Origin of the sequence: Terrisphaera buseokensis (genome assembly GCF_047521145.2) — a bacterium.
Lineage (GTDB): Bacteria > Verrucomicrobiota > Verrucomicrobiia > Opitutales > Opitutaceae > ER46.
Genome location: NZ_CM134186.1, coordinates 2,608,079 through 2,634,196, shown reverse-complemented (window position 1 = coordinate 2,634,196; position 26,118 = coordinate 2,608,079). Strand labels below are relative to the sequence as shown.

Here is a 26,118-nt window from a genome sequence, read left to right as displayed (position 1 = left end):
GAGCGCGGTGCGCGGGACATTCTTGAAGCCCTTCTTCACCACCACGAGCTGAGGCGGCGGCGTGGCGATGCTGATCGTCCACACATTGTCCGCCGCGATTTCCTGCACCTCGTTGAATTTCGCGACGCGATCCGGCTCGCTCGTCATCGCGCTCGCCTCATCGAGCAATTCCATCGCGCGCCGCAACGGATGGCCGCGCGGCGGCTCGATCGCGTTGGGCCGGTTAGCCGCGGGATCGCCGTGGAGTCCTCCATATTGATACCACCAACCGAAGCCCGGCGCGTAGAACGACTCGAAATACGTTGGGACAAAATTGCGCGGCTCGACCAGCGGGTAGAATTCACTCTCGCCGGTCCACACGGTGAAGTCGTGCTCGTATGTAAGCTTTTCCTGCTCGAACAACCGGCGCGCGCGCGAACGCATCAGGCCGCGCACCCCCACCCGCGCCCAGTCGTCGATCACGAACTGCGCCGGACCGTCGGTGGTGTAGTCAGTGATGTTCAGCGTGAAGGTCATGCGCGTGCCATCGCGAAACGTTCGGAAGCCCTCGGCGTCGCGCCGCGTGAGACCGAGTTCATCGAGCAGCCGATTCGCGCGTGCCGGATCGAAGTCCGTGAATGATTTCAACAGTCGCGCGTTGTGGTACGGCGAATCCGGCGGCGGCGCGATCTGCGCCGGCTCGGTCTGGCCGTTGAACTCGGCGTTGATGATGTCGCGGCGGTTGATCGCGAGTGACAGCGCCTGGCGGAAGCGCGCCTCGTTGAGCAGTTCGTGCTTCCACCGCGTTTCCGGCCGCGCGGGATCGACGCGGCGGTTGAGATTGGGGAACAGCGTGAAGAGCGACTGCGTGCTGGGTTTCCAGTGATAGACCTCGTACTGGTGCGCCGCCGCGCCGCCGAGGAGCATGATGTGATCGTCGTAGCGGATGTGACGATCCTGCATGGAGAGTTCGCCATTGGCCGCCGCGACGCCGATCAGGTTGTTTGCCCGCAAATCCATCACGAGCCGATCGAGGTACGGCAGCTGGTTGCCCTCGGTGTCGACCGCCCAGTAGTATGGATTGCGCACGAAGGTCTGCGGCGCCGTCGGCTTGTACGTCTGCAACACCCACGGCCACAGCCGCGGGTGCTCCGGGTTCATGTAGTGCTTCATCTTCCTGTACACGGCCACCGGGCTCGTGAGCTCGAAGGCCTCCATCGTGCGTCGGATCAATTCGGGATCGCCGAGGGTCGGATGAAATTTCCGCAGGTAGTGCGCCGGCACGATGTGCTCAGTGTGATCCTCGAAGTTCATGCCGGTCGACGCCAGCCGCTCGAGGAAAAGCGGGTTCGGCTGCATGAACTCGAAGCGCACGCGCAGGGCGTCAATCTTCGTCACGCTGCCCTGCGTCGCACCGGCGCGCAGGAACTTCGGCTGCGCGTTGAAATATTTCACCTCGTTCTCATACCAGAACACGATGTCGTCGGCCGTGAACGGCGCGCCATCCGACCAGCGCATGCCGCGCCGCAACTCGAAGGTGAAGACGCGAAAGTCCGGCGAGACGTCCCAGGCCTTGGCCACGTGCGGGACCAACGGATAGCCCTGCGGCGACCAGCGCACGAGATTCGCCGCCGACAACCGCCAGTAGATCGTCGTGAAGTCGGTGATGGAATTCACGAGCCGCTGCCACGTGCCGCCGTACCGGCCGAGGCCATCGACGCCCTGCATCACGACGGGCTCGGAACCGGTGCGCTCCGCCACAGGCGGCAGCCGGCCGTCACGCACCAGCTCGGCCAGAAGGGGAGATTCGCCGCGCGGACGCCAGACCGCGTTGTCGGCCGCCGCGTAATCGACCTGCCGCGTGATAACCGGCGGATGCGCGAGATCGAGTTGGTGGGACGCTTCGCGCGCCCGTTCGACCGCGGCCAGTTCAGCCGGCGGCGGAGGCGCGGGCGGCTTCGCGACCTCGGGCCGGAAAAGATAGCCAAAGGCATACAGCAGCGCGGTGAAACCGAACGCGGCAGCGGCAAGTCCGGCGAGGTAAACCAGGAGGCGCCTTGGCACAGTCGTGAAGAGAGCCGCAAAAAAGGCCCGGCGTTTCGGCAAGGCAACGCTCTTCGGCGTCAGGAAAACGCGAGCGGGCGGGCGAACGGGATTGTCGCGGACTGGCCGACGCCGCGCACCGCCTGCGCACTTGCCAAAGTGGTCGACCGGCGAGAGCGTTTCCTCAACCCCGTTTTACATGCGCACTCCGATCTCCCGCCGCACCGCCCTTCGCACGCTTGCCGGCGCCGCCGCTCTGACCACCGTGACCCGCTCCCCCGCGGCCGAAACCGCCAAGACCGGCTCCGCGCCGACCGTCACGGAGGGTGCCATCCGGCAGTCGGTCTGCAAATGGTGCTTCAAGGACATCGCGCTCGATCCCTTTGTCGCGGCGGCGAAGGGCATGGGACTCGAGTCCGTCGAGCTGTTGAACCCGGAGGATTTTCCGACGCTCAAGAAGTACGGCCTGCACTGCGCGATGGTGAGCAATCCCACCGGCAAGACGCCGCAGGGCGTGACCGTCGGCGCGATTCCCAAGGGCTGGAACCGTCTCGAGTATCACGATACGCTGATTTCGATTTATGAGAAACGCATCGCCGAGGTCGCGGCGGCCGGTTTCTCGAGCCTGATCTGTTTCTCGGGCAACCGCGAAAAGATGGACGACCAGCAAGGCCTGGAAAATTGCGCGGTCGGCTTGAAGCGGATCATGGCCACCGCGGAGAAGCACGGTGTCACGGTCGTCATGGAGCTCCTGAATTCGAAGGTGAACCACAAGGACTACATGTGCGATCACACGGCCTGGGGCGTCGAGCTCTGCAAGAAGATCGGCTCGGAGCGCTTCAAGCTGCTCTACGACATCTATCACATGCAGATCATGGAGGGCGACGTGATCCGGACGTTGAAGGACAACGCCGCCTACATCGGCCACTACCACACCGCCGGCAATCCAGGCCGCAACGAATTCGAGCCGCAGGATCAGCAGGAGCTCAACTACCCGCCGATCATGCGCGCGATCAAGGCCACCGGTTTCAAGGGCTTCGTCGGCCAGGAATTCTTGCCGAAACGCGATCCGCTGACCTCGCTGCGTGAAGCGGTGAAGTTGTGCGCGGTGTGACCCCGGGAGCGCAGGCGTCCCGCCTGCATTGCTCAGACAGCGGACGCGACGGCCGCGCTCCCGCATGAAGCACACCGCTTCGCGCCTGCGCCGCCTGTTCGGCGCGATGGCGATCGACGTGACGCCCCTGCGGGCGTCGCGCGACTACCGACTGCTGTTCATCGGGCAGTTCGTGTCGGCCTTCGGGTCGGCCATGAGCTACGTCGTCCTGCCGTGGCAGATGTATCAGCTGACCAAGTCCACGCTGTACGTCGGACTGCTGGGCATCGCGGAGTTCTTTCCGATGTTCGTCCTCGCGTTCGTCGGCGGCGCGCTGGCCGACGCCGTCGACCGAAGAAAACTCATCCTGTTTGCCGAGGCCGGTCTCGCCGGGTGTTGCGCGATTCTCACCGTCAACGCCCTGCTGCCCGAACCGCGCGTGTGGATCCTCTTTGTCGGCGCGGCCTGCTTCGCCGCCATCAATGCGATTCACCGGCCCGCGCTCGAATCGCTCACGCCGCGACTCGTCGCTCCCGAGCACCTGCCGGCCGTCTCCACCCTCTCAAGTCTGCGCAGTTTCACCTTCATCGTCGGTCCCGCGCTCGCCGGCCTGCTGGCCGAACATTTCGGCGCCGCCCTCGCCTTCGGCCTCGACTGCGGCACCTACCTCATCGCGATCGTCACGCTGCTGCTGATCCGCTCCATCACAGTGCCACCGAACGCCGGGCGGCCCAGTCTCGGCACCGTGCTCGAGGGCATGCACTACGCCCGGCGCCGGCCGGAACTGCTGGGCACCTACCTCATCGACATCAACGCGATGTTTTTCGCGATGCCGATCGCCCTGTTTCCCGCGCTCGCGGAATCGTTCGGCGGCGCCTCGGTCGGTCTGTTCTATTCGATGATGGCGCTCGGGCCACTGCTGGTGTCGCTGACCTCGGGCTGGACGACCCACGTGCAGCGCCACGGTCGCGCCATCGTCATCGCCGTCGTGCTCTGGGGTGTAGCCATCGTGGCCTTCGGCCTCGTGCAACACCTGTGGCTCGCCCTCGCCTGCCTGCTCGTGGCCGGCGCGGCGGACGGCGTCAGCGGCATCTTCCGCATGACAATTTGGAATCAAACTATCCCTGATCGCCTCCGCGGTCGCATGGCGGGAATCGAAATGGTCAGCTACCTGACCGGACCGTATCTGGGCAACGCCCAGGTCGGTTTCACCGCGAGTCTGCTGGGACCGCGCATCGGGGTGGCTTGGGGTGGCGCGTGCTGCATTGCGGGTGCGGCACTTCTTACCGCCTGCCTGCCGGCGCTGTGGCGTTACGATGCCGTCGAGGGCGTTGCGCGAAAAATCGCCGATGAGGCTGCCGCCGGGAGCGCCGGTGCCCCGCCTGCCTAAAGATTCGGAGCAGGCGGGACGCCGGCGCTCCCGAGGGGTCAACCGTCGTAGCGATAGCCGACGCCGTGCACGGTCGCGATTGGCGACGGGGCGTCGGAGTCGGCCTCGATCTTTTTACGCAGTTGCGCGACGTGCTGGTCGAGCGTGCGGGTCGTGCCGAAATAATCGACACCCCACACGGTATTCAGCAAAGCATCACGCGTCAGCACCTCGCCCGCGCGCGCGGCGAACACTTCGGCCAGTTTCAGTTCGCGCGCGGTCAGGGCCACGGAACGATCGCCGACCGTCGCGGTGAATTTCCGCCGGTCGATGGACGCCTGGCCGAGGGTGAAAACCGGCGCCGCCGGTTCGCCGTCTTCTCTCGCAGCCGCGGTGGCGGTGCGGGTACGGCGCAGCAGGGCTTCGACGCGCGCCAGCAGCTCGTGCACGCCAAAGGGCTTCGTCACGTAGTCGTCGGCGCCCAGCTTCAGGCCGACGACCTTGTCGATCTCCTCGCCTTTCGCGGTGAGAAACAACACCGGCACCCGCGTCCCGCGGCTCCGCAGCTCGCGGCACACATCGTAGCCGCTGGCCTTGGGCATCATGATGTCGAGCACCACGAGATCGAATTTCTCCTGCGGGAAAAGGCGCAGCGCCTGCGCGCCGTCGCTGGCGGCCGTGACCGCATAGCCGTCGCTCTCGAGGGTGGCGACCAGGCCGAGCCGGATGTTGGCGTCGTCTTCGGCGATGAGGATCCGGGCTTTCATGGGACGGGAGGGCGGGGCGGTGGCGGTTGAGAGACGGGCAAGGCAGCGACCGGGGGCGGTCGCGGTCCAGGGGAACTAGGGCAGTTCGAGGATGAACTCGGCGCCTGAACCGGCGCGCGGGACGTAGCGCAAGTCTCCACCGAGCCCGCGCGCGAGCTGGCGTGCGATGCTGAGACCGAGCCCGGCCCCGGTTTTTTCGGCCGTCAGTGCATCATCGACGCGGTGGAACTTGTCGAAAATCCGCTCGCGATGAGCCACGGGCACGCCCGGTCCGCGATCCGCCACGCTCACCTCGACTCCGCCATCAGAGCGGGCGCGGGCTGACACCGTGATCTCGCCGCCACCCGCGGCATACTTGCAGGCGTTGTCGATCAGGTTGAGCACGATCTGTTCGAGGGCATCGCGATCGGTGGAAACCCGGAGCGGGGTCGCCGGCAACACACGTTGCAGCACGAGTCCCGCGTCGGCGACGCGCGGCGCGTGCGTCTCGACGAGACGCGTGAGCTCGGCGACGACGTCGACGTCCACCCGCGCGTATTTCTTCTGGCCCTGCTCGAGCCGGCTGAAATCGAGCGCGTTGTTGACGAGCCGAGCGAGGCGCTGTGTTTCCCGGCCGATCGTCCGCAGGTAGTCGCCGCCCTGCGCCGGATCCCGCACGCGTCCCTGCTCGAGCAATTCCGCATAGAGGCGAATCGTGGTGAGCGGCGTCTTGAACTCGTGCGACACGTTGGCCACGAACGACGTTTTTTGCGCCGCCTCCTCCTCGCTCCGTCGCGCCTGCCGCAGCAGCAGCGATCCGCCTGCGAGGATGGCGGCGACAAACAGGACGACGAGCAGCACGCCCGCCCAGAAAAAGTCACCGCCACCCGCGCTGCCCGCCGGCCCGGGCAACGCGTAGGCGATCACGTCCCAGCCCGGCAGCAGCGCCGCCGCGAACGGCACGCGCACCGTCGGTTCGCCCTCGCGCGGCACAGCGCCCGCTTGATGGAGAATACGGCCCTGTTCGTCACGGAGCGCGTAGCCTTCGCCGCTGCCGAGGTCGACCGGCAGCGCACTCCCCAGCCGACTGACGAGCGCCGCCAGCTCGAGTTCCACGCCGCGAACCAGCCCCGCTCCGCCGGGCTGCACCCAACCGAGCAGTTGAAAACGTCCGTCGACGCGCGTCGGCACCCAGCCGCGACGATCCGACGCGAGGTCGCGGCTGCGTTGCGCGGGCGCCGGTGCGGCGGCAACCGGCGATGTCGCAAACGTATCTCCTACGGGCGCCGCCTTTTTATCTGCCGCGACACCTGCAGCGGCATTGGCGCCAAGGGAGATCTTGGATGAGGCGACGGACCGTTCCGCCCGGTCGGCTTCCGCCAGCGGCGCAGAACGCCCGCGACTGCGGCTGGACGCTGCATCGGCCACGGCAGGCGCGGCAGGCGCAGTCGCAGTCGCGCCGGACGCATACTGGTTCTGCGTCTTCAAAAGGTCCTGCACATTGCGGCGGGCCGATTGCACCTGGGCCACGTTCATCGACACGTCCTTGCGGGCCGCAGACTCGTCCGTGGTCCGCTCCTGCTCGCGTTTCTCCGCCGCCTTTTGCTCGGCCAGCGCAGGCGGGGCCCACGGTGGCCGCCCGCCGAACTGCTGGCTGAAGCGCCGGAGAAAGCCCCGGGCGTCCTCACCGGCAGTGCGCGCATCCGGATGAATCATCGCTCCGTCTGGCGTACTGAGAAAGCTGATGCGAACGAGCGGATTGCTTTTCTCCCAACGCAGGAGAAAGGCGGCGACGTCGGCGGCGGGCTCGGCCGCGAGCACATCGAGCAGTCCGGTTTCGACGTCGCCCACGAGGAGCTCGACGTTCTCCACGATCAGCCGGGCTCGGGCCGCGATGGCCGCACGCCGCGCCTCCTCGGCGTACACCCCGCTCTGCACCACGCGCTGACGCTCGTTCTGCAGCAGAAAAATCGCCGCGCCGCCCACCACCAGCGCAGGCACCAGCAGCAGAAGCCAGTACAGGAAAATGCGACGGGAGGCGGGCGGCACGGCGGGAAGCTATTGGAAACGGTGACGTTTAAAAGCAGCGAAACGCTGGAGGATCTGAGATCTGATACCAATCGCCCTTTGCCTTTGGACTTTAGCCGTGGCTACGAGCGATCCAGAAGTCCAAAAGCAAGGAACGATTGGTATGAGATTCGAGATCTGAGATTTTGAGTCCGCGATCTCAGATCTGAGATTTCAGATCTGAGATTTGAGGCCGTTCAGCGCGACTGCGAGCTCTGCTGGCTGCGCGTCTGGGCGCTTTCGGCGCGGTAATTTTTACGCTCGGCGTTGCCCAAGCCTTCCTTTTCCAGCCGGTCGGCTTCCGGCGCGGCGGCGGCGGCCATCTGCTGCACACTGGAATTCTGATACGTATCGGCGATCTTCTTGAGTTCGCTCGTCTTCGCCCGCAGCCGCGCAGCGGCTTCGTCGCGGCGATTGGAGTCCACGAGCACCACGGCCTCGTCCTTCGCCACCGCCATCACATTCGCCGCATAATCAGCCTGGACCTTGTGGTCCGCCGAACCCACCACCGCGGCGCGGCTCGCGCTGAACCGGACGCTGCGTTGCGCGGTGAGCGTCGTGGGCCGCTGCTTCACCGCGTCGTCGTAGCTGACGCGGGCGCGGGCGATTTCCAGTTCCGCGTCCGCCCGACCCGGCGCGACTTCGACTTCGATCAACGCGAACTTTTCCTGGCCGCCGTACAGCTGATTCAGACTGAGCTCCGCGCGCTGACCGCGAATCGTTCCGTCGCGGCCCACAAAGGCCAGCGGGCGAACCCCGGCGGGAAAATCAATTTCGATCACGACCCGGCGCGCCACGACGTTCAACACATCGCCCAGCTCGGCGGCGAAGATCCCCGGCAAATCTCCGCTGTGTTCGACAAAGTACGTGTTGCCATCGCTGCGCTGCGCGAGGCGTGTCATCAGGTCTTCGTTGAAGCCCAGCCCGAGCCCGATCGTCGTGACGGAAATCCCCTCCTTCAACAGCGAGGTCCCCAGTCGTCCGAGTTCGTCGGGCGTCCGCGGACCGACATTGGCGAGTCCGTCGGACAACAACACGACGCGATTCACGAACCGGCGATCCTCCATGTGCCGGCGGATCTCTTCGGCCCCACGCGTCACGCCGCCGTGCAGCGCGGTATTGCCGCCAGCCTCGATGCCGCGGATGGCGCGCTCGAGCCGGCGACCGTCGCCCACGCGCTGGGCCGGCACGAGCGTCTGCACGCCGGAGTCGTAGGCAATCAAGGCGACGATGTCGTCCGGCCCGAGGCGTCGCACCGCCTCCAGCGCGGCCTCGCGCGCCTTTTCGATCTTGTCGCCCGACATGGAGCCAGAGCGGTCGATGACCAGCGCGAGATTGACCGGCGGGCGAAGGTCGCGGCGCGGCAGGCGGATGCAATCAAGGCCGATTTTCACCACCGCCCGTTCCGGCGTTTCCGCCGGGAGGACGGTCCGATCGACATCGATCCGCAGCCGGACGGGATCGGGCGAAGCACCGTCAGCGAGAGCGAGGGAACGGGCGGACAGGGCAAACGGAATCGCGCCCAGGAGCGCGGCCGTGCAGGAAACAAGGAGCAGAGTTTTCATGGTTTGGCGTGGATTTGACCCGCCCATTCAACCACGAAACGCCCCGGCGGTTGTCAGCGCAGGGTCAGCGAAGTGTCAGGGAATTGTCATGCGCCCGGGAGCGCCGGCGTCCCGCCTGCGTCCATTCACTCCGGGGGAAGCCCGTGCGGCCCGCAGCTAAGCTGCTGCGCAGCCCATCTATTGGGCTGCGATGCCACACTCATGACGCCGCCAGCAGCCGTCGCAGCGTCTCGTCGACGAGCTTCGGGTTCGCCTTGCCCTTCGACGCTTTCATGATCGGTCCCTTGAAGGCGTTGATCGCGCTGTCCTTGCCGGCCTTGAATTCGGCGAGCGCCTTGGCGTTCACCGCGATCGCGTCGCGGCACCACTGCTCGAGTTCGCCGCTGTCCGTCGGTGCCGCCTTGAGGCCGCGTCGATCCGCAATCGCCGCGGGTTGATCACCCGTGGCTGCCATCTCGATGAAGATTTCCTTGGCCGCGTTGGTGAGGACAGTGCCGGCATCAATCAGCGACACGAGCTCAGCGATGTGCGCGGGCCGCACCTTCGACGCCGCGAGTTCGAGCCGCGCCTGGCCGAGCTCGCGCAGCAGGTCGTTCGCGATCCAGTTGCCCACCGCCTGCGCCTTGCCTGCGCCAGCGAGTTTCACGGTCTCCTCGAAATAGTCCGCCAGCGCGCGATCCCACACGAGTACCGACGTCAGCGTGTACGGGAGTTGATACTGCTCGAAGAACCGCCGCTGCTTGGCAAACGGGAGTTCCGGGCACTCGGCCTGGAGCTTGGTCTTCCACGCCGCGTCGACCTCGACCGGCAGCAAATCCGGATCGGGAAAGTAACGATAGTCGTGCGCCTCTTCCTTCGAACGCAGCGACTGCGACGTGCCGGCGACGCCGTCGTAGTCCCGCGTCTCCTGCACGATGGTGCCGCCGCGCTCGATCACGCCCAGCTGACGCTTGATCTCATGCGCGATGCCGTCGCGCACGTAGGAGATCGAGTTCAGGTTCTTCAACTCCACCTTGGTGCCGAGCTTCGTCTGGCCCACGGGCCGGACGGAAATGTTGGCGTCGCAGCGCAGCTGCCCCTTCTCCATGTCGCAGTCGGAGATGCCGCCATAGATCATCGTCGCGCGCAGCGACGTCAGATAGGCAAAGGCTTCGTCGGCCGTGTGCATCGCCGGATCCGATACGATCTCCATCAACGGCGTGCCCGCGCGGTTGTAGTCGACGAGCGAGTCGCTGGCACCGTGGTTCAGCTTGCCAACATCCTCTTCGAGGTGAATGCGCGTAAGCGGGACCTGACGGTGCTCGCCCATGACGTTGCGCGCCGAACCCGGCAGCTCGATTTCCACCGTGCCTCCAAGACAGATCGGTTGGTCGTATTGGGAAATCTGATAGTTCTTCGGCGAGTCCGGATAGAAATAGTTTTTCCGATCCCATTTGCACACGGGTGCGATCTCGCAGCCAAGCAGCAGGCCCGCCTTGATGATGGCGTCGAGCGCCGCCTTGTTCATCACCGGCAGCGCGCCGGGCAGCGCGAGCACGACCGGATCGGTCAGCGTGTTGGGCTCGTGGCCATAGCCGGTGGCGACGCGGGTGAAGACCTTGGAGCGGGTCTTGATCTGGACGTGGACCTCAAGCCCGATGACGGCTTCGTAATTCATTTCAGAGGGTGTTCACCACGAAACACACGAAATACAGGAAAAGAAATCCGCCGGAGCGCTGCTGGTGATTCTGTGTATTCCGTGTGTTTCGTGGTTCAAAGTTTGGGATGCTTGGAATTCCAATCGTGGGCGCGTTCGTACGCGCGGGCGATACTGAGCAGATTCGCCTCCTGGAACGGCTGGCCGATCAACTGGAGGCCGATCGGGAGTCCGCTCGCGGTGAAGCCGCATGGGACGCTGATGCCGGGCAGGCCGGCGAGGTTCACGCCGATCGTGTAGATGTCACAAAGGTACATCGCGAGCGGATCGGACTTCTCGCCGATCTTGAACGCCGGGATCGGCGAAGTCGGGGTGATGAGGGCATCGACCTCGCGGTAGGCGTTGAGAAAATCCCGCCGAATCAACGTGCGGACTTTCTGCGCACGCAGGTAATAAGCGTCGTAGTAGCCGCTCGAGAGCACGTAGGTGCCGAGGATGATGCGGCGTTTTACCTCCGCGCCGAAACCCTCCGCGCGCGATTGGAAGTAAAGATCGACGATGTCCTTCGCGTTCTTCGAACGATGCCCGTAGCGAATGCCGTCGTACCGCGCGAGATTCGAGGACGCCTCCGCCGTCGCGATGATGTAGTAGGTGTCGAGGCAGTACTGCGTGTGCGGCAGCGAGACTTCACGGATCTCGCAGCCCTGCGCCTTGTAGAACGCGATCGCCTTTTCCACCGCCGCGCCGATCTCCGGATCCAAGCCCTCGCCGAAATATTCCTTAGGGATGCCCAGCCTCCACGGGCCCCGACGCCGCCCGAGTTCCGCGCGATAGTCCGGAATCTCCGCCTTGAACGAGGTCGAATCACGCTCGTCATGGCCGGCAATCGCCCCGAGCACGATCGCGGCATCTTCCACCGTCCGGGTGAACGGGCCGATCTGATCGAGCGACGACGCGTACGCGATCAAGCCGTAGCGGGAAATGAGACCGTACGAGGGCTTGATCCCGACGACGCCACAAAACGCCGCGGGTTGCCGAATCGAGCCGCCGGTGTCGGACCCTAGCGTCGCAATCGCCTCGCCCGCCGCCAGCGCTGCGGAACTGCCGCCGGAGGAGCCGCCTGGCACGCGCGTGACATCCCACGGATTGCAGGTGGGACCAAACGCGGAATTCTCCGTCGACGATCCCATCGCGAACTCATCGCAATTCAGCCGGCCCCAAATGACCGCGCCGGCCCGGCGCAGCTTCGTGGTCACCGTCGCGTCATAGGGCGACACGAAATTCGCGAGCATCTTGCTGGACGCCGTGAGCGGTTGATCCTTCACCGCGATCACATCCTTGAGTCCGATCGGAATGCCCTCGAGCGGACCGGCCGCCTGTCCGGCCGCGCGGCGTGCATCGGACGCGGCAGCCTGCGCCAACGCGTCGGCTTCGTCGCACGAATTGAACGCATGCACGCTCGGTTCGACGGCCCGGGTGCGGGCGAGAACAGCCTTCGTCAGCTCGACTGCGGACAGGCTGCCGGCACTGAGTTGCGCGGAGAGGTCCGCGATCGATTGATGGAAAAGTTCGGCAGGCATGCGCGGCGTCATTCGACCACTTTGGGGACCACGACCATGTGTTCGCGTTGCGCGGGCGCGTTGCGCAGCGCCTGGTCGACCGGCAGGCCGGGCCGGGCGACGTCCTCGCCCCACACATTCGTGACGGCAAAGGCGTGCGCGGTCGGTTCAACGCCCGTCACATCCACTTTGCTCAGCTGCTCGATGTGATGGAGGACGTGGTTGATTTGCCCGGCGAAGATCGCCTTTTCCTCGGGCGTGAGCGCGAGGCGCGCGAGTTTCGCGATGTGATCGATGTTGAGCTGGGGAGCGGAGGACATGGTTGAGCCGGAAACCAGGAAGCCATGAAAACCAATCCTGGTTTCCTGGCTTCCTGCTTATCACTCTATTTGCGAATTTGATAGTTGGTGCTCTTGGCGAGCTCGTCCTGGATTTTTTGAAACACGCCGTTCACTTCGTCGTCGGTCAGCGTCCGATCGGCGGCGCGGAAGACGAGGCTGAAGGCCAGGCTCTTCCGGCCCTCGGGCAGGCCGGTGCCACGGTAGAGATCGAACACGGTTACGCCTTCAACGGCGAACGCGTTGCCGGCAGCCGCCCGCGCGGTTTTCAGCAGCGCTTTCTGCACGTCCGCCGCGGGCGTCGCGGCGTCGACCACCAACGCGAGATCGCGCAACGCGGCCGGCATCAGGCTGAACTCGCTGAACCGACGCCGCGCGCCGTCGGCGGCAATCTTTTCCGGCGCGATGGCAAACGTTCCGGCGTACACCCGCCCCTCGATGCCCATCGACTTCACGAGAGCGAGATTCAGCAGCCCGAACCGCGCGGTCCAGCCATGGGCGATGTCGCCGGCGGCGGCGGACTGGCCGTCCTGCCAGCCGTAGTGCGGACCCGACGGAGTGACGATCGGCTGGCGCGCGAAATCGACGCCCGCCGCGCGGGCCAGCGCCGCCACGTGATGCTTGATCGCATAGAAATCCGCGGGCTCGCGTTTCAGCCACGCGCGATCGCCCAACGGCTCCGCAATGATGAAGGCCACGGCGGCGCATTCGGCATTCTGCCCGTTGCGTTCGACGAAAATACGGCCGGTTTCGAAGAGCCGCGACACGGTCACGCCACGCGATTGGTTGAGCTTCAGCGACTCGAGCAGTCCGGTCACGAGCGTCGGCCGCAGGTGCGACTGATCCTCGACGAACGGGTTGGCCAGCGCGAGCGCCTGGGCGGCATCGGCCGAAACCCACGCGGCGATTTCCTTCGCGGGGCGCAGCGTGTAGTTCACGCACTCGTGGAAATCATGGCCGACAAGATAATCGGTCACACGGCGATTGAGGACCACGACCGGATCGTCGTCGGTCAGGAGGCCGGGCGACTGCACCACGGCGGCGGGAATCTTTTCCGTGCCGTGGAGCCGCAGTACTTCCTCGACGAGATCGATCGGGCGATCGAGATCGTCACGCCAGCTCGGGATGCTGACCGTCCACGCCAGCCCACGCGCCGGGTGTTCGGTCGGCTCCTCGCGAGTCACGGTGAGCTCGAGCGCATCAAAGGCGGCTCGCATCTCCGCGGCCGGAATATCGAAGCCGAGCTTTTCGGTGATGTAGTCGTGCGTGACGACGATTTCGCGCTGCCACGGCACGTCGCCGCCCACGCGGAAAACCGGTCCGACCACCTGACCGCCGGCGGTCTGCAGAATGAGATCGATCGCGCGATGGGCCGCCTCGAGGGCGCCATGCGGGTCGACGCCGCGCTCGTAGCGATACGACGAATCCGACGAGAGCGCGAGTTTGCGCGAGGTCGCGCGAATCGTCTGCTTCTTGAAGATGGCACACTCGAGCACGAGGTCCGTGGTGTCGGCGGACACGCCGGAGTGTTCGCCGCCCATGATGCCCGCGATGACGACCGGATGATTCGCGTCGGCGATGACCAGCATCTGGTGATCGAGCACGCGAGACTTGCCGTCGAGCGTCGTGATTTTTTCCCCTTCGACGGCGCGCCGGACCACGATCTCACCGCCGCCCAGTCGCTTCGCGTCGAACGCGTGCATCGGCTGGCCCTGTTCGAGCATCACGTAGTTGCCGACATCGACGATGTTGTTGATCGGACGCAGCCCGACAGCGCCGAGCCGTTCCTGCATCCAGGCGGGACTCGGTCCGACCTTCACGCCGGCGATGACAAACGCGGAGTACAGCGGGCAGTCCTCGGCGCTGTCGACGCTCACGCTGTGGAGCAAGTCCGTGCGGCCCGGCGCGCCGGCCAAATCACCGCGGAAGGTTTCCTGCGGATACGTGAGCGGAAGCTTGAACCAGGCGGCGAGCTCGCGCGCGATGCCGAGGTGCGACTGGCAATCGGGCCGGTTCGGGGTGATTTCGATGTCGAACACCGTGTCTCCGGGAGGCAACGCCTGGTTGATCGGCGTGCCGAGTGCGGGTTGACCGGTCAGAATCAGCAGGCCGCTGTGTTCACCGCCCATGCCGATTTCATCGGGCGAGCACATCATGCCGTCGGAGGACTGACCGCGAATCTTCGACTGCTTGATTTGAAAATTTCCGGGCAGCACGGCCCCCGGCAGGGCGACGAGCACGCGGTTGCCGGCATCGCAGTTGTGAGCGCCGCAGACGATGGTTTTGACGCCGCCCGCGGGACCGACATCGACCGTGCACACGGAGAGCTTGTCGGCGTTGGGATGTTTGGCGCGCGTTAGAATCTCGCCGACCACGACGTTCTCAAGCTTCGGGGCACCGGTGCTGACGACGCCTTCGACCTCGAAGCCGAGGAAGGTGATCGCGCGGGAGATTTCGTCGATGGACGCGTCGAGAGCGACGTAGTCCTTGAGCCAGTTCAGGGAAATTTTCACAGATAACGGAGAGTTTTTTACCCGCGACTAGCGCGAATGGACCCGAAGCAATCGGGGAATTTCGCGCCGATTCGTGTGATTCGCGGGCGGGACATCAGGCGAATTGTTTCAGGAAGCGCAGATCGTTTTGGTAGAAGTACCGGATGTCATCGATCCCGTAGAGGAGCATCGCGAGGCGCTCGAGGCCCATGCCGAACGCGTAGCCGCTCCACACTTCGGGATCGTAGCCGACGGCTTCAAACACGGTCGGATCGACCATGCCGCAGCCACCGATTTCAATCCACGGCTTCTTCACCTTCGGCAGATGCGTCGCAGTCAGATCCACTTCGAAACTCGGCTCGGTGTAGCCGAAGTAGTGCGGGCGAAACCGCGTCTTCGTTTCCTTCCCGAGCAGCGACGCGAAGATGTAATCGAGCAGCGCCTTCAGATCGCGGACCGTGACGTTCTTGTCCACATAGAGACACTCGAGCTGGTGGAAATTCGCGCTGTGCGTGGCGTCCGACGTATCGCGCCGATAAACGCGGCCGGGCGAGACGATGCGAATCGGCGGTGAGCCCTTCAGCATCGTGCGGATCTGCACTGACGAGGTGTGCGTGCGGAGCAGATATTTCTCCTCGGGCGTCTTCTTCGAGACGTTGCCGAACCGGGCTGAGGCGGGGAAATAGAACGTGTCCTTTTCGTCGCGCGCAGGGTGATCGCTCGGGGTGTTGAGCGCGTCGAAACAGTAGTACTCGGTTTCAACCTCGGGGCCGTCGGCGACGGTGAAGCCGACTTTGCGCAGGATCCGGCACATTTCCTCGCGTACGAGGGTGAGCGGGTGCGAGGTGCCGGGGCCGAAATCAGGCGACGGCAGCGTGGGATCGACGGCGGGCCCGAGTTGGGCGGCGAGTTCGGCGTTGGCGATCGTTGCAAGCGCGGCGTCGAGGTGACCTTGGAGCGCGGTCTTCGCCTCGTTGATCAGTTTGCCGACGGCGGGACGCTGTTCCTTCGGCACGGCGCCCATCTGCTTCATCAGAGCGGTGAGCTCGCCATTGGGCCCGACGTACCGGGCCTTGGCGGCCTCGAAGTCCGGACGGGTCTTGAGCGCCGGCAGTTCAGCCGAAGCCTTGGCAAGGAGAGCGGAAAGTTGGTCCTGCATGTGGAGGCGTACTTACTTGGACAGAATATACAGAATTGAACAGAATCACACTTTGGTCAGAGGGCGCGATTGGCGAAACTTCTTTTTGAACTCAAGCCGCGCTGCACCGAAATTGAGCAGCAAACCTTCGTCGAGGCCGGTCGTCGTGAGATAGTTCACAAGCTGAACTTCGTGAGCAACAGAGAGCACCCTCACTGCCTTGTTCTCGATGAGAAGGAAACTATTGATCAGCATGTCGGCGTCGAATTCCCCCACAATCACGCCCTCGTATCTTACCTTCAATCGGACCTCAGCGGCGACCGTGAAACCGGCTTTTTGAAGTTCGTAGGCCAGCGCGTTTTGATAAACCGACTCAAGGTAGCCGGGGCCCAGTTTCGAATGAACCTTCATCGCCAGGCCAATTACCCTGCCCGCCAGGTCGTATTCCATTCTGCCCATTCTGTTCATTCTGTCCCAAAAACAAGGAGGACGGCACCCCAAGCTGGGGTGCCGTCCTCCGGGAAAACTGAACTGGAACACGAGCCGCGGGGGCTCGCGTTGAGGCTAACTCAGGCCTTCTTGGCGGCGGCCTTGGCGGCCGCGGCTTTCTCGATCAACGCGTGCTGGGCTTGCTTGACCAGTCCGGCGAAGGCGACTTCATCGCGAATCGCGAGATCGCTCAGCACCTTGCGGTCGAGTTCGATCTTCGCGGCGTGAAGGCCTTCGATGAAGCGGCTGTAGCTGATGCCATTCGCACGGCAGGCGGCGTTGAGACGCACGATCCAGAGACCGCGGAAATCGCCCTTTTTCTTGCGGCGAGCCGCATAAGCGTACTGCCAGGCGTGTTGAACAGCTTCTTTCGCGTAGCGATAGAGCTTTGATTTATTGCCGAAGTAGCCCTTGGCGTACTTCAGCACTTTCTTGCGACGCTTGCGCGACGCCGGACCATTTGTTGCACGAGCCATGTTGTGTTATCCTTTTGGTTAGTCGCGCGCAGGTCGGCTTAAGATTTCACCCGCGTGCGAAGTTTCGGTTGATGCGCGTCAGTCTGCTAACGAATTAGAGACCGAACGGCAGGGCGCGCTTGAGCGGCTTGGCATGGCCTTCAGCCACCAGCTTGTCGCGGGAGGCACGTCGCTTTTGCTTCGTGCTCTTCGCGCCAAGCAAGTGACGGAAACCAGGCGTACGCCGTACGAGCTTGCCCTTAGCGGTGAGTTTGAACCGCTTGGCAATGGACTTCTTGGTCTTTTGCATGGAGAGCGGTCGAAAACAGAGACGAGCCCACTGATTGGCAAGGCTTTTGTCCGACTTTTCCCTCAGGATTTAAGGAATAACTGCGCCCCCGGTCCCAGCGGCCAGCCCGCACAGGTCCACAGGATGAGCAAAAGCGTCCAACCGACCATGAAACAGAGCGAATACGGGAGCATCAACGCCACCATCGTCCCGACGCCCGCCTTCGGCTCGTAGCGCTGCGCAAACATCAGCACCAGCGGGAAATTCGACGCCAGGGGCGTCACGACATTCATCACGCTGTCCCCCACCCGGTACGCCGCCTGCGTGAGCTCCGGCGAATAGCCCAGCAACATGAACATCGGCACGAACACCGGCGCAAGAATCGCCCACTTGGCCGAAGCCGAACCGAGAAAAAGATCCGTACTGGCGGTCAGCAGGACGAGTCCAATCAGAAGCGGCACCGGGCCGAGCTGCAGCGACTTCAACAAGGCCGCGCCCTGCACTGCGAGAATCACGCCGACATTCGACCACGCAAAGAGGTTCACGAACTGGGCGATGAAGAACACGACGACCAGGTAGGGCGCCGCCAGCTCCATCGTTTTCTGCATGCCTTTGTAGACGTCGTTTTCGCTGAGCACCGTTCCGGCCACGATGCCGTACGCAAGCGCCGGCAGCAGCCCGAAGACGAAAATAAAGAAGACCAGCCCCCGCACGAAATACGAGTTGATGAACCCGGGCTTCGCGGTGTCCTGCAACACGCCGCCGGCCGGCAGCAAACCCGCCAGCACGAGCCCGGCCAGGACGAGGAAAACAGCCAGTGCCCAACGCAACCCGCGCCGCTCCGCCGGTGCCAGCGGCTGCAGCGCCTGCGGTTCCATCCCGCCGCGATATGGTCCGAACCGCGGCTCCACGAGACGCTCCGTCACCAACGCGCCGATCACCGTGATCAGAAACACCGACGTCCCGAGAAAATAGTAATTCGCCATCGCACTGACCGTATACTTCGGATCGATGATCCGCGCGGCTTCCTGCGTGAAGCCCGCGAGCACGACATCGCTCGTCGAGATCAGCAGATTCGCCGCGAAGCCGCCCGACACCCCGGAAAACGCCGCCGCGAGTCCGGCAAGCGGATGCCGCCCGATGGAATGAAACAGCGCCATGCTGAGCGGCAGCAGCAGCACGTAGCCGATGTCCCCCGCCGTGTGCGACATCGCGCCGCACCACACCACGACCCAGGTCAGCAGCCATCGCGGCGTCGTGTGCACGATCAGGCGCAGGCAAGCGCCGAGCAATCCGGCGTGCTCCGCGAGCGCAAGGCCGAGCAGGCACACGAGCACGGGACCGAGCGGCGCGAAGTTCACGAAATTCGGCAGCAGACCGAGGATGATTCGATGCAGGCCGTCGACCGACAGAAGATTCACCGCCCCGACGGCCTTGTGCGTGACCGGATGCTCGACGGTGATGCCCGCGACGCTCAGGAGCCACGATGTGATCACCATCACGCCGCAAAGCAGGATGAAGAGCGTGGCGGGATGCGGCAGTAGATTGCCCGCCCATTCGACGCGGTTCAGCCAGCGCTGGAAAAACGACGGACCGGCGGCGGGCGCAACGTCACTCATAATGAAGCCTTGCGCGTCACCAGCGGCGAAACCTGCGCGGCCGCTGCGCAGGCAAACTCAGCCAGTTCGGCGCGCACCTGTGCAAAGCCCGAGTTCCGCACGCACGTCGCCTCGTCCATGTAGAGCGCGCGATTGATTTCAATCTGGATGCTGTACACGCCGCGCGCCGGATCGCCGTGGGTCTTCACGATATCGGCGCCGCGATACGGATCGTTGATCGTCACGCGATATCCGCGACGCGAAAAAAACTCCGCCACCCACGCGGTCAACTGCGGAGGCGCCGTCGCCCCCCCGCGATCACCGATGACAAAATCCGGCCGCGCCGCGCCCTGGTCGCGATTCATCGCGTTGCCGCGCGACTTCATCGAGTGACAGTTGAAATGCCAGACGACCCCGTGGCGCTGCCAGGCACTCTCGATGGCCTCCGCCAACGCCCGGCGGTAGGGAACATAGCTCGTCTCGATGCGCTGCCGGACCTCGGCCACGGTGAGCTTGCGGCGGTACATCGGCACACCGGGCAACGCGAGTCGGCGGATGAGTCCCATACCGCGCTGCGCATGCTCGCTCAGCTCCGTCGGCCCCGGCCACGCCGTCTCGAGGATTGCCGGATCAATGTCCCGCGCCGACCGATTCGCATCGATGTACGCCCGCGGGAATCGAGCGGCAAGCAAACTGGCGCCAGCGGTCGTGACCTCGCCGCACAGTTCATCCACGTAGGCGTCCCAAGTGGTTTGAATCTCCGCGCGCGTCGCCGCCGGCTGGAAGTCGGAGGGAAACTCAAATCCGCTGTGCGGCGAATCGAAGACCAGCGGCGCCACCGGATCACGCGGCACCTTCAGCACGAAGGCGCTGCTGGGAGATTTCGATGGCATCAGAAAACGTGGGGCGCGGATCGATCGATCGGGATCAGTCCCGGTAATTCAAAGCCGGCGGACGATTGCCGAGCATCGGCGCGTAGGAAAAATCCGCGCCGCGCCGCTGTTCAAGTTCCGCCTTGGCCGCCGCAATCACCGCCGGCTGTTCGAACAGATCCAGAATGGTGCCCGCCATCGTCTTCGCGGCCACGTTCATGCCTTTCAATCCCAGCGTGGTGCCGCCGCACGCGACCGCCTGCCAGCTGTGCGCGGGCGTGCCGGGCGCCCAGGTCGCGGCCCGCAGGCCCACCGTCGGTACCGCCCAGCTGACGTCACCCACATCGGTGGAGCCGCCACCTTCGCGCGGCGGATTCGGATTGAACGGCGACACCAGCGCCGCGACTTCGGGCGCGGGCGGCTTCCCGATGGCGGTCTGCGAAATCTTCAGCGCGAACGCCCGTTCCTCCGGCGTGTACGTGACGCCACCCACCGCAACGAGATTCGTCTGCATGGCGCGGCCGAGCGCCTCGTTGGGCAGTAGTTCGTACACCCCGCCGGTCAGCTCCCAGTCCACCTTGGTGCCCGTGCCGAGCGCGGCACCGGTCGCCGCCTTTTCCACCCGCTCCCACACCTCGAGCACGATGTCCCGCTGCGGACTGCGCACGTAGTAATAGACCTCGGCAAACGCCGGCACGACATTCGGCGCCTCGCCGCCGCGCGTAATCACGTAGTGCATCCGCGTCGTCTCCGGCACATGCTCACGCATCAGATTCACCATGTGGTTCATCGCCTCGACGCCATCGAGGGCGGACCGGCCGCGGTGGGGCGCGCCCGCGGCGTGGGCCGCGATGCCATGGAAGCGGAACTTGCCCGATTTGTTGGCGAGCGACGGCATCATCGTGACGCCGTTGCGATCACCCGGATGCCAGTGGACCGCGACGTCGACATCCTTGAACAGCCCGGCGCGCACCATGTACACCTTGCCCGATCCGCCCTCCTCCGCCGGCGTGCCGTAGACGCGAATCGTTCCCGGGCGGCCCGTCGCCTTCAGCCAGTTTTTCACGGCGACCGCCGTCTGGATCGACGCCGCGCCAAACAGATGGTGGCCGCACGCATGGCCCGCGTTGGAACCGGGACGGACTTTCTTCTCCGGTACTGCTTCCTGCGATACGCCGGGCAGCGCGTCGTATTCCGCCAGGATGCCAATCACCGGTCCGCCGCTGCCGTAGCTCGCCACGAACGCGGTGGGGATCTCCGCGACGCCCGGCTGGACCGAGAAGCCCTCGAGCTTCAACTGCTCCTGCAGCAACGCCGAACTCCGCGTTTCCTGAAAACCGATCTCGGCGAAGTCCCAAATCTTCAGCGCGATGCTCTCATACGTCGCTTTCGAGTCGTCGATCGCCTTGAGGACGTCGGTCTTGCCGGTCTGCGCGAGCAATCCCAGCGGCAGACATAGGAGGGTGAGGCAACGGAATTTCATGAGCGAAGCGTAAGCGGGAAACGCGCCGGATGCAGATGAAAATCAAAAGCGCCGGGTGAGTTCGATCGCCCACGTGCGCCCGAGCGCAAGGTAACTGTAGACGGACGCCTGGTAACCGACGATGTCGGAACTCAACGGCGGCTTTTCGTCGGTCAGATTGGTGACGCCCACGCGCACGGTCGTGCCGCGCAGCACCCGCGGCGCCGAGCCGCCGATGCGGTGCGAGACAAACGCGTTGAAGCTGAGCGAATCGGCGACGCGGTAGTAGTAGTTCACCCGGCCCTGGTCGAACACCTGTGTGATGTAAGCCGGACGGCCGAGCGCGTTGAAGGTCGTGGCGTCGGTCGTCGCGCCGGTGTCGGCGAAGGCGCCGATGTAATACCCGCTGAGGCCGGCGGTCCACGCGTCCTTGCGCCACGTGATGCCGGTGTTGCTGCGCCAGCGCGCGGCGCCGTCCTGATTCACCCGCGAGTCGGTCACCGTGCCGCCGGGCAGCGTCGTATAGGATTGGTCGATATACGACCAGTCGGTCGCAATGGAGAAGCGGCCGACGGCGAGCGCCGGCAACCGGTAGTTCACCGCGAAATCCACGCCCGAGATCGTGGAGTTCGAGCGGTTGCTGAACGCGCGACGCTGCGACACGAGCGAACCGAAGGGTGCGATCTGCTGAGCAGTCGGCCGCGCGCCGTTGTAGGCGGCGAACAGCGCGAGTTCGGCGGGCGTAATCGTGCTCGAACGGATGGCCCGCGGATCGCCTTTGTACGCGGACGTGCCGCTGCCCACGTCGATGCTGCCCACGGCCCGTCCGGCGGCGATCTGCTGCTGCGTGTACGCGAGCAGCAGCGCGTTGTCGCTCGCGAGAATGTCGGCGGTGCTGTCGGCCTCGATGACGTTCGTCTGCTTGATCTCCCAAAAATCGGCGGAGAACGAGAGGCCTTTCACCTTGGGCACATCGACGACGATGCCGAAGCTCTTGCCCTTGCTGCTCTCCGCGGTGAGGCCGAAGTTGCCCGAACTGACGTACGTGCGGTTCGTCGAGCCATCGGTCGGCAGCGCGGTGATCGGCTGACGGTACGTGTCGGCATAGGCCTGCACGATGCGACGTTCCTTCTGGTTCAGAACCGCGAGATTCGGAGCGCGGAAGCCTTCGTTGTAGGAACCGCGCACCATCGCCCATTTGAACGGCCGCCAGTTAGCGCCGTACTTGGGCTTCGTCGTGCTACCGAAGTCGGAATAGTTCTCGTAGCGCGCCGCCGCCGAAACCTCGAACGAGTCGAGCAGCGGGATTTGGTTGCGCGGCGACACCAGCGGCAACACCGCCTCGGCGTAGCCGCTGCCCACGGTGCGCTTGCCGACAATGTTGGACGCGGCCGAGGCCTGGATAAAATCGTTGTCGTTCACATCGAGGCCCGAGTCCGCCGGATTGAGCCCCGCGTACACCGGCCGGGTGTGGGAGAGTTTCTCCTCGCGATACTCGCCGCCCACGGCGAGCGACAGCGCGCCGCTCCACAGCTGCACCACTTCCCCCGACGTGCGGAAGTCCGCGCTCGCGATCGACGTTTCGCCGATGTTCGGGAGCTTGTCGTAAATGGGATTCATCACGTTCGCCGGATTCACGTACGGCTGGTCCGTGACCACCGCCCCACCCTGGACGCGAAACGTATAGCCAAACGGATTGAACGCCGAGCTGTCCGTGCGCTGCGCCGCCGCCAGCAGCCGCGTTTCGCGCAGTCCGTTCTGCACCTCGTCCGTAGTCCGCGCCCGCGTGTAATAGGCGGCGGCCTCCCAGGTCCAGGTCCGCGCCACGCGACCGCGCAAACCGCCGAGCAGGCGCAGCGCGTCCGACGTGATGTCGACCCGCTCCTGCCCCATATCCATGATTCGCTTACTCAGAATCGTGACCGTCTGCGGCGTGCCCGTGAGGCGGGCGGTGCCGTCGGGATTCGCCGCTCCGGTCGGGCTGTAATAGCGCGAGCCAAACGGATTGTACGGATTGTCGATCGCCACGACGAGGGCGCGATCAGAACCGCTGCTGTATGGCAGCGGCGACCGTTTGAACCACGAGCGGGAATCGTAATACGAGAATTCACCGAATGCCGTGATGCGGTCCGACACGTCGAATTCCGCCTTGTTAAACCAGTTGTACCGCGTGCTGCGCGGCAGGCTCATCTGGTCGGAGTTGATGTTGTAATAGTAGTTCGCCGTCACGCCCGTGCGGGCCGGCGCGGTCGTCGTGAAGCCCACCGGGCCCGACGCCAGCGGCACGAGGTACTGCGTCGCCGTCGCGGTGCCGACCCGGAAGCTCGGAAACGGCCCGGTGGCGTTGCGATCGAAGAATGCGCCCGTGGTGAGATTGAAGGGCGCCGGCGCGCGCGAGGTCTTGTCCGCGTCCGACGAAAACGAACGGTCACTCAGATAAACCTGGTGACGGTGAAACCCGTCGAGCACCGAAAGAAACCGGCCGCGGCCCTTCGCGAAATCCGTGCCGAAGACGATCGTCCCGCGCACCTCCTGCCCCGCGCCATGCTCCGGAGCGGCAAACCGCGTGCTGATCTCCACACCGCGAAACTCGGCATCCATGACCGTGTTCACGACGCCCGCGACCGCATCCGAGCCGTAGATCGACGAGGCGCCGTCGCGCAGCATGTCGATGCGACCGACGCCCCGATTCGGCAGCTGGTTCACGTTGACCGAGGTCGCGAGCACGCCGTTCTCGTTCTGGGTGATCGGATGCGACGCCAGGCGCCGGCCGTTCAAGAGGACCAGCGTATTGCCGGAGCCGAGACCGCGCATGTTGATCGCCGCGACATCGCCGCGCGCGAGCGCGCCGGTGGCATTCGATTCATTGATGGGTACCGACACCACCTGCGGCATCGCGGTCAGCATCTGCACGGGCGTGGACGCATCGCGCAGTTGCATCGCCTCCTTGTCGATGACGGTGACCGGCAGGATTTTTTCCTGGTCGAGCCGCTTGATGTTCGAGCCGGTCACGGAAAACGCCTCGAGCCGCAGGACGTCGTCCGTGGGTTTGGCCGGAGCCGCCGCAGCCGTCTGCGCACGCCCGGGCAGGCTGGTCGCCGGCAGCGCGAGCGCGACCAGCACAACGGAACGAAGGGTGATCAAGCGGAGATCTTTCATGTGGGTGGTGTGGTGGCGGGGTCGGTGTCTCAACGTCAGCGGGCGGGTGGCGCGTGCAACCCGGCCGAAGTGGCCGCCGGGTTGACGCCGACCAGTCGACGCCGCGCGGTGCCGGGGCACAAAGGCAAACCCTACAACTTGGATTGATTCCTACAACGGGCGTTGTAACGCTGAAACCACCATGGCGCGAACGACCCTGCTCACGTTTGTCGGTCACCGCGATCCGTACCACACGGACCAGCACGAGGACGGACAGCTCAAGGGACCGGTGCTCACCGTTCTGGACGGACGGAAGTTCGACCGCGTCGTGCTGTTCTCGCGTCCGCACCGCCGCGATCAGGTGGAACGCACCCGGGCCGTGCTGCGCGAACTCCAGCCCAAGCTCACCCTGGAGATCCATGAGCTCGCGCTCTCCGACTCCACGTCGCACGCCGAAATCCTGGCGCGGCTGCGGCCGGTGTTGAGTCGGATTCGCCGGGCGCGGCCCGACGACGCCTACTCGATTTCGCTGATCGCGGGCACACCCGAGATTCACGCCTGCTGGGTGCTGCTGACCGCGTCGGGCGAGTTTTCGGCCCGACTCCTGAATCTCCGGCGCACCGTGCACAACGGTCTCGCCGGGCCCCACGTCCTGCGCGACCTCGACTGGAACGAGCCGCTCGCGGCGATCACGCCCGAAACGCTCGCATTGCTCTCGGCGCGGCGCGACCGCTGGGACGACGCTGAGTTGCAGGGTCCGGCCGCCAGCGTTCCGCGGCACTACTTCGTACGGCGATCGCTCGAGCAGGCGGTGCAGCTCAGCCGCCATGCGACGCCGTTGTTGATCGTCGGCGAACCCGGCACGCAGAAACAACATCTGGCGGCCCTCGTACATCAAGCCGGAGCACGCGCGAGCGGACCGATGGTCGTGGTCAACTGCGCCACGCTGCCCGAGCCGCTGTTCGAGTCGGCCCTCTTCGGCGACGATGGCGACGAGCAGGCCGGAAAACTTCGCCAGGCGGACGGCGGCACGCTCGTATTGATCAAGATTCAGCACGTGCCCGCCGCAGTGCTGGCCCTGCTTTTCAAGTCGGCCGACCAAGGCTGCTACTACGGGACGAGGACGTCGGTCCCGATCAAGGCCAACGTCCGGCTGATCGGCACCACGGATCGTGATCTCGAGGCAGAGGTGCGGCACGGTCGGTTTCCCGCCGAGGTGTGGCGGCGCATGCAGGCCAGCATGGTCCGGCTGCCTCCCCTGCGCGAGCGGAGCGGCGACATCACGCTTCTCGCGCGAGAGGAGCTCGAGCGCTTGAATCGCACCCTGCCACGCCCAAAACGCTTTTCTCCGGCGGCGCTGGCGAAGCTCGAAAGCCACTCGTGGCCCAGCAACATCAGCGAACTGCGCCGCGTCGTGGAACAGGCCGTGGTCAACGCCGAACAGCCCACGATCCAGCCCGAGCACATCGACCTCGATCTCTCGGTCAACATGGCGAACGTCTTCGCCCACGCCGTGCCGCGCATCCGCGAAGGCTTCTCGATCGAGGACTACCTGCGCACGATCAAACACGAGCTCGTCCGCAGCGTGCTGCGCAAGACCCGCGGCAATCAAAGCCAGGCCGCGCGGCTCCTCGGCGTTACGCCGCAAGCGATCAGCAAGCTGATGAAAAGCGCGACGCGCTGAGAGCGGAACTGTTCAGTTGAAAGGGGAAAGTTGAAGGTTGAAAGCGCCCGATCAACCAGGGTGCATTCAGGACATCGTTTCCAGCAGCAGCCAACGGCGTTAGCGT

The 26,118-nt window shown here is 64.9% G+C and carries 18 protein-coding genes and 1 pseudogene; 3 read left to right on the top strand and 16 right to left on the bottom strand.

Features of this window, described 5'->3' with window-relative positions; all coding sequences use genetic code 11:
* Positions 1-423: 423 nt before the first annotated feature.
* A pseudogene (locus ACLJEU_RS09605) lies at positions 424-1,707 on the bottom strand (ABC transporter substrate-binding protein); the annotation flags it as partial.
* 514 nt (positions 1,708-2,221) lie between these two features.
* Here ACLJEU_RS09605 and ACLJEU_RS09600 point away from each other — a divergent pair.
* Positions 2,222-3,136, top strand: coding sequence for a hydroxypyruvate isomerase family protein (locus ACLJEU_RS09600; RefSeq protein ID WP_414662392.1), 915 nt, complete (start codon positions 2,222-2,224; stop codon positions 3,134-3,136).
* A gap of 64 nt (positions 3,137-3,200) precedes the next feature.
* Positions 3,201-4,505 (top strand): MFS transporter, encoded by a 1,305-nt coding sequence (locus ACLJEU_RS09595; RefSeq protein ID WP_414662391.1) that lies wholly within the window; start codon positions 3,201-3,203, stop codon positions 4,503-4,505.
* Between the two features lie 38 nt (positions 4,506-4,543).
* Here ACLJEU_RS09595 and ACLJEU_RS09590 read toward each other — a convergent pair whose 3' ends face one another.
* The 15 genes from ACLJEU_RS09590 to ACLJEU_RS09520 form a co-directional block, all read right to left on the bottom strand.
* Positions 4,544-5,251 (bottom strand): response regulator transcription factor, encoded by a 708-nt coding sequence (locus ACLJEU_RS09590; protein ID WP_414662390.1) that lies wholly within the window; start codon positions 5,249-5,251, stop codon positions 4,544-4,546.
* 75 nt (positions 5,252-5,326) lie between these two features.
* On the bottom strand, positions 5,327-7,279 hold the full coding sequence (locus ACLJEU_RS09585) for a sensor histidine kinase (RefSeq protein ID WP_414662389.1): 1,953 nt from the start codon (positions 7,277-7,279) through the stop codon (positions 5,327-5,329).
* A 215-nt stretch (positions 7,280-7,494) separates the two neighbouring features.
* Positions 7,495-8,862 (bottom strand): vWA domain-containing protein, encoded by a 1,368-nt coding sequence (locus ACLJEU_RS09580; protein ID WP_414662388.1) that lies wholly within the window; start codon positions 8,860-8,862, stop codon positions 7,495-7,497.
* Between the two features lie 199 nt (positions 8,863-9,061).
* Complete coding sequence (gene gatB, locus ACLJEU_RS09575) at positions 9,062-10,519, bottom strand: Asp-tRNA(Asn)/Glu-tRNA(Gln) amidotransferase subunit GatB (protein ID WP_414662387.1); 1,458 nt, start codon at positions 10,517-10,519, stop codon at positions 9,062-9,064.
* Positions 10,520-10,614: 95 nt separating this feature from the next.
* Positions 10,615-12,078, bottom strand: a complete 1,464-nt coding sequence (gene gatA, locus ACLJEU_RS09570) for an Asp-tRNA(Asn)/Glu-tRNA(Gln) amidotransferase subunit GatA (RefSeq protein ID WP_414662386.1) — start codon at positions 12,076-12,078, stop codon at positions 10,615-10,617.
* A gap of 8 nt (positions 12,079-12,086) precedes the next feature.
* The gene (gatC, locus tag ACLJEU_RS09565) at positions 12,087-12,377 is read right to left on the bottom strand and encodes an Asp-tRNA(Asn)/Glu-tRNA(Gln) amidotransferase subunit GatC (protein WP_414662385.1); all 291 of its coding nucleotides are present in this window, start codon (positions 12,375-12,377) and stop codon (positions 12,087-12,089) included.
* A 65-nt stretch (positions 12,378-12,442) separates the two neighbouring features.
* The gene (gene pheT, locus ACLJEU_RS09560; protein ID WP_414662384.1) at positions 12,443-14,908 is read right to left on the bottom strand and encodes a phenylalanine--tRNA ligase subunit beta; all 2,466 of its coding nucleotides are present in this window, start codon (positions 14,906-14,908) and stop codon (positions 12,443-12,445) included.
* A gap of 94 nt (positions 14,909-15,002) precedes the next feature.
* A complete protein-coding gene (pheS, locus tag ACLJEU_RS09555; RefSeq protein WP_414662383.1) occupies positions 15,003-16,046 on the bottom strand; it encodes a phenylalanine--tRNA ligase subunit alpha in 1,044 nt (347 codons plus the stop codon).
* Positions 16,047-16,091: 45 nt separating this feature from the next.
* Complete coding sequence (locus ACLJEU_RS09550; protein ID WP_414662382.1) at positions 16,092-16,475, bottom strand: GxxExxY protein; 384 nt, start codon at positions 16,473-16,475, stop codon at positions 16,092-16,094.
* Between the two features lie 119 nt (positions 16,476-16,594).
* Entirely contained in the window at positions 16,595-16,990 is a 396-nt protein-coding gene (gene rplT, locus ACLJEU_RS09545) for a 50S ribosomal protein L20 (protein WP_414662381.1), read from the bottom strand.
* A gap of 94 nt (positions 16,991-17,084) precedes the next feature.
* Complete coding sequence (gene rpmI, locus ACLJEU_RS09540) at positions 17,085-17,279, bottom strand: 50S ribosomal protein L35 (RefSeq protein WP_414662380.1); 195 nt, start codon at positions 17,277-17,279, stop codon at positions 17,085-17,087.
* A 62-nt stretch (positions 17,280-17,341) separates the two neighbouring features.
* Complete coding sequence (locus ACLJEU_RS09535) at positions 17,342-18,877, bottom strand: AbgT family transporter (protein WP_414662379.1); 1,536 nt, start codon at positions 18,875-18,877, stop codon at positions 17,342-17,344.
* Positions 18,874-19,749, bottom strand: coding sequence for an N-formylglutamate amidohydrolase (locus tag ACLJEU_RS09530; RefSeq protein WP_414662378.1), 876 nt, complete (start codon positions 19,747-19,749; stop codon positions 18,874-18,876). Before ACLJEU_RS09530 ends, ACLJEU_RS09535 begins: the two co-directional genes overlap by 4 nt.
* A 34-nt stretch (positions 19,750-19,783) precedes the next feature.
* On the bottom strand, positions 19,784-21,211 hold the full coding sequence (locus ACLJEU_RS09525) for an amidohydrolase (protein ID WP_414662377.1): 1,428 nt from the start codon (positions 21,209-21,211) through the stop codon (positions 19,784-19,786).
* Positions 21,212-21,253: 42 nt separating this feature from the next.
* A complete protein-coding gene (locus ACLJEU_RS09520) occupies positions 21,254-24,349 on the bottom strand; it encodes a TonB-dependent receptor domain-containing protein (protein WP_414662376.1) in 3,096 nt (1,031 codons plus the stop codon).
* Positions 24,350-24,530: 181 nt separating this feature from the next.
* On the opposite strand from ACLJEU_RS09520, the gene ACLJEU_RS09515 reads away from it, so the two are divergent.
* Positions 24,531-26,012 (top strand): sigma-54-dependent transcriptional regulator, encoded by a 1,482-nt coding sequence (locus tag ACLJEU_RS09515; RefSeq protein WP_414662375.1) that lies wholly within the window; start codon positions 24,531-24,533, stop codon positions 26,010-26,012.
* Positions 26,013-26,118 lie beyond the last annotated feature (106 nt).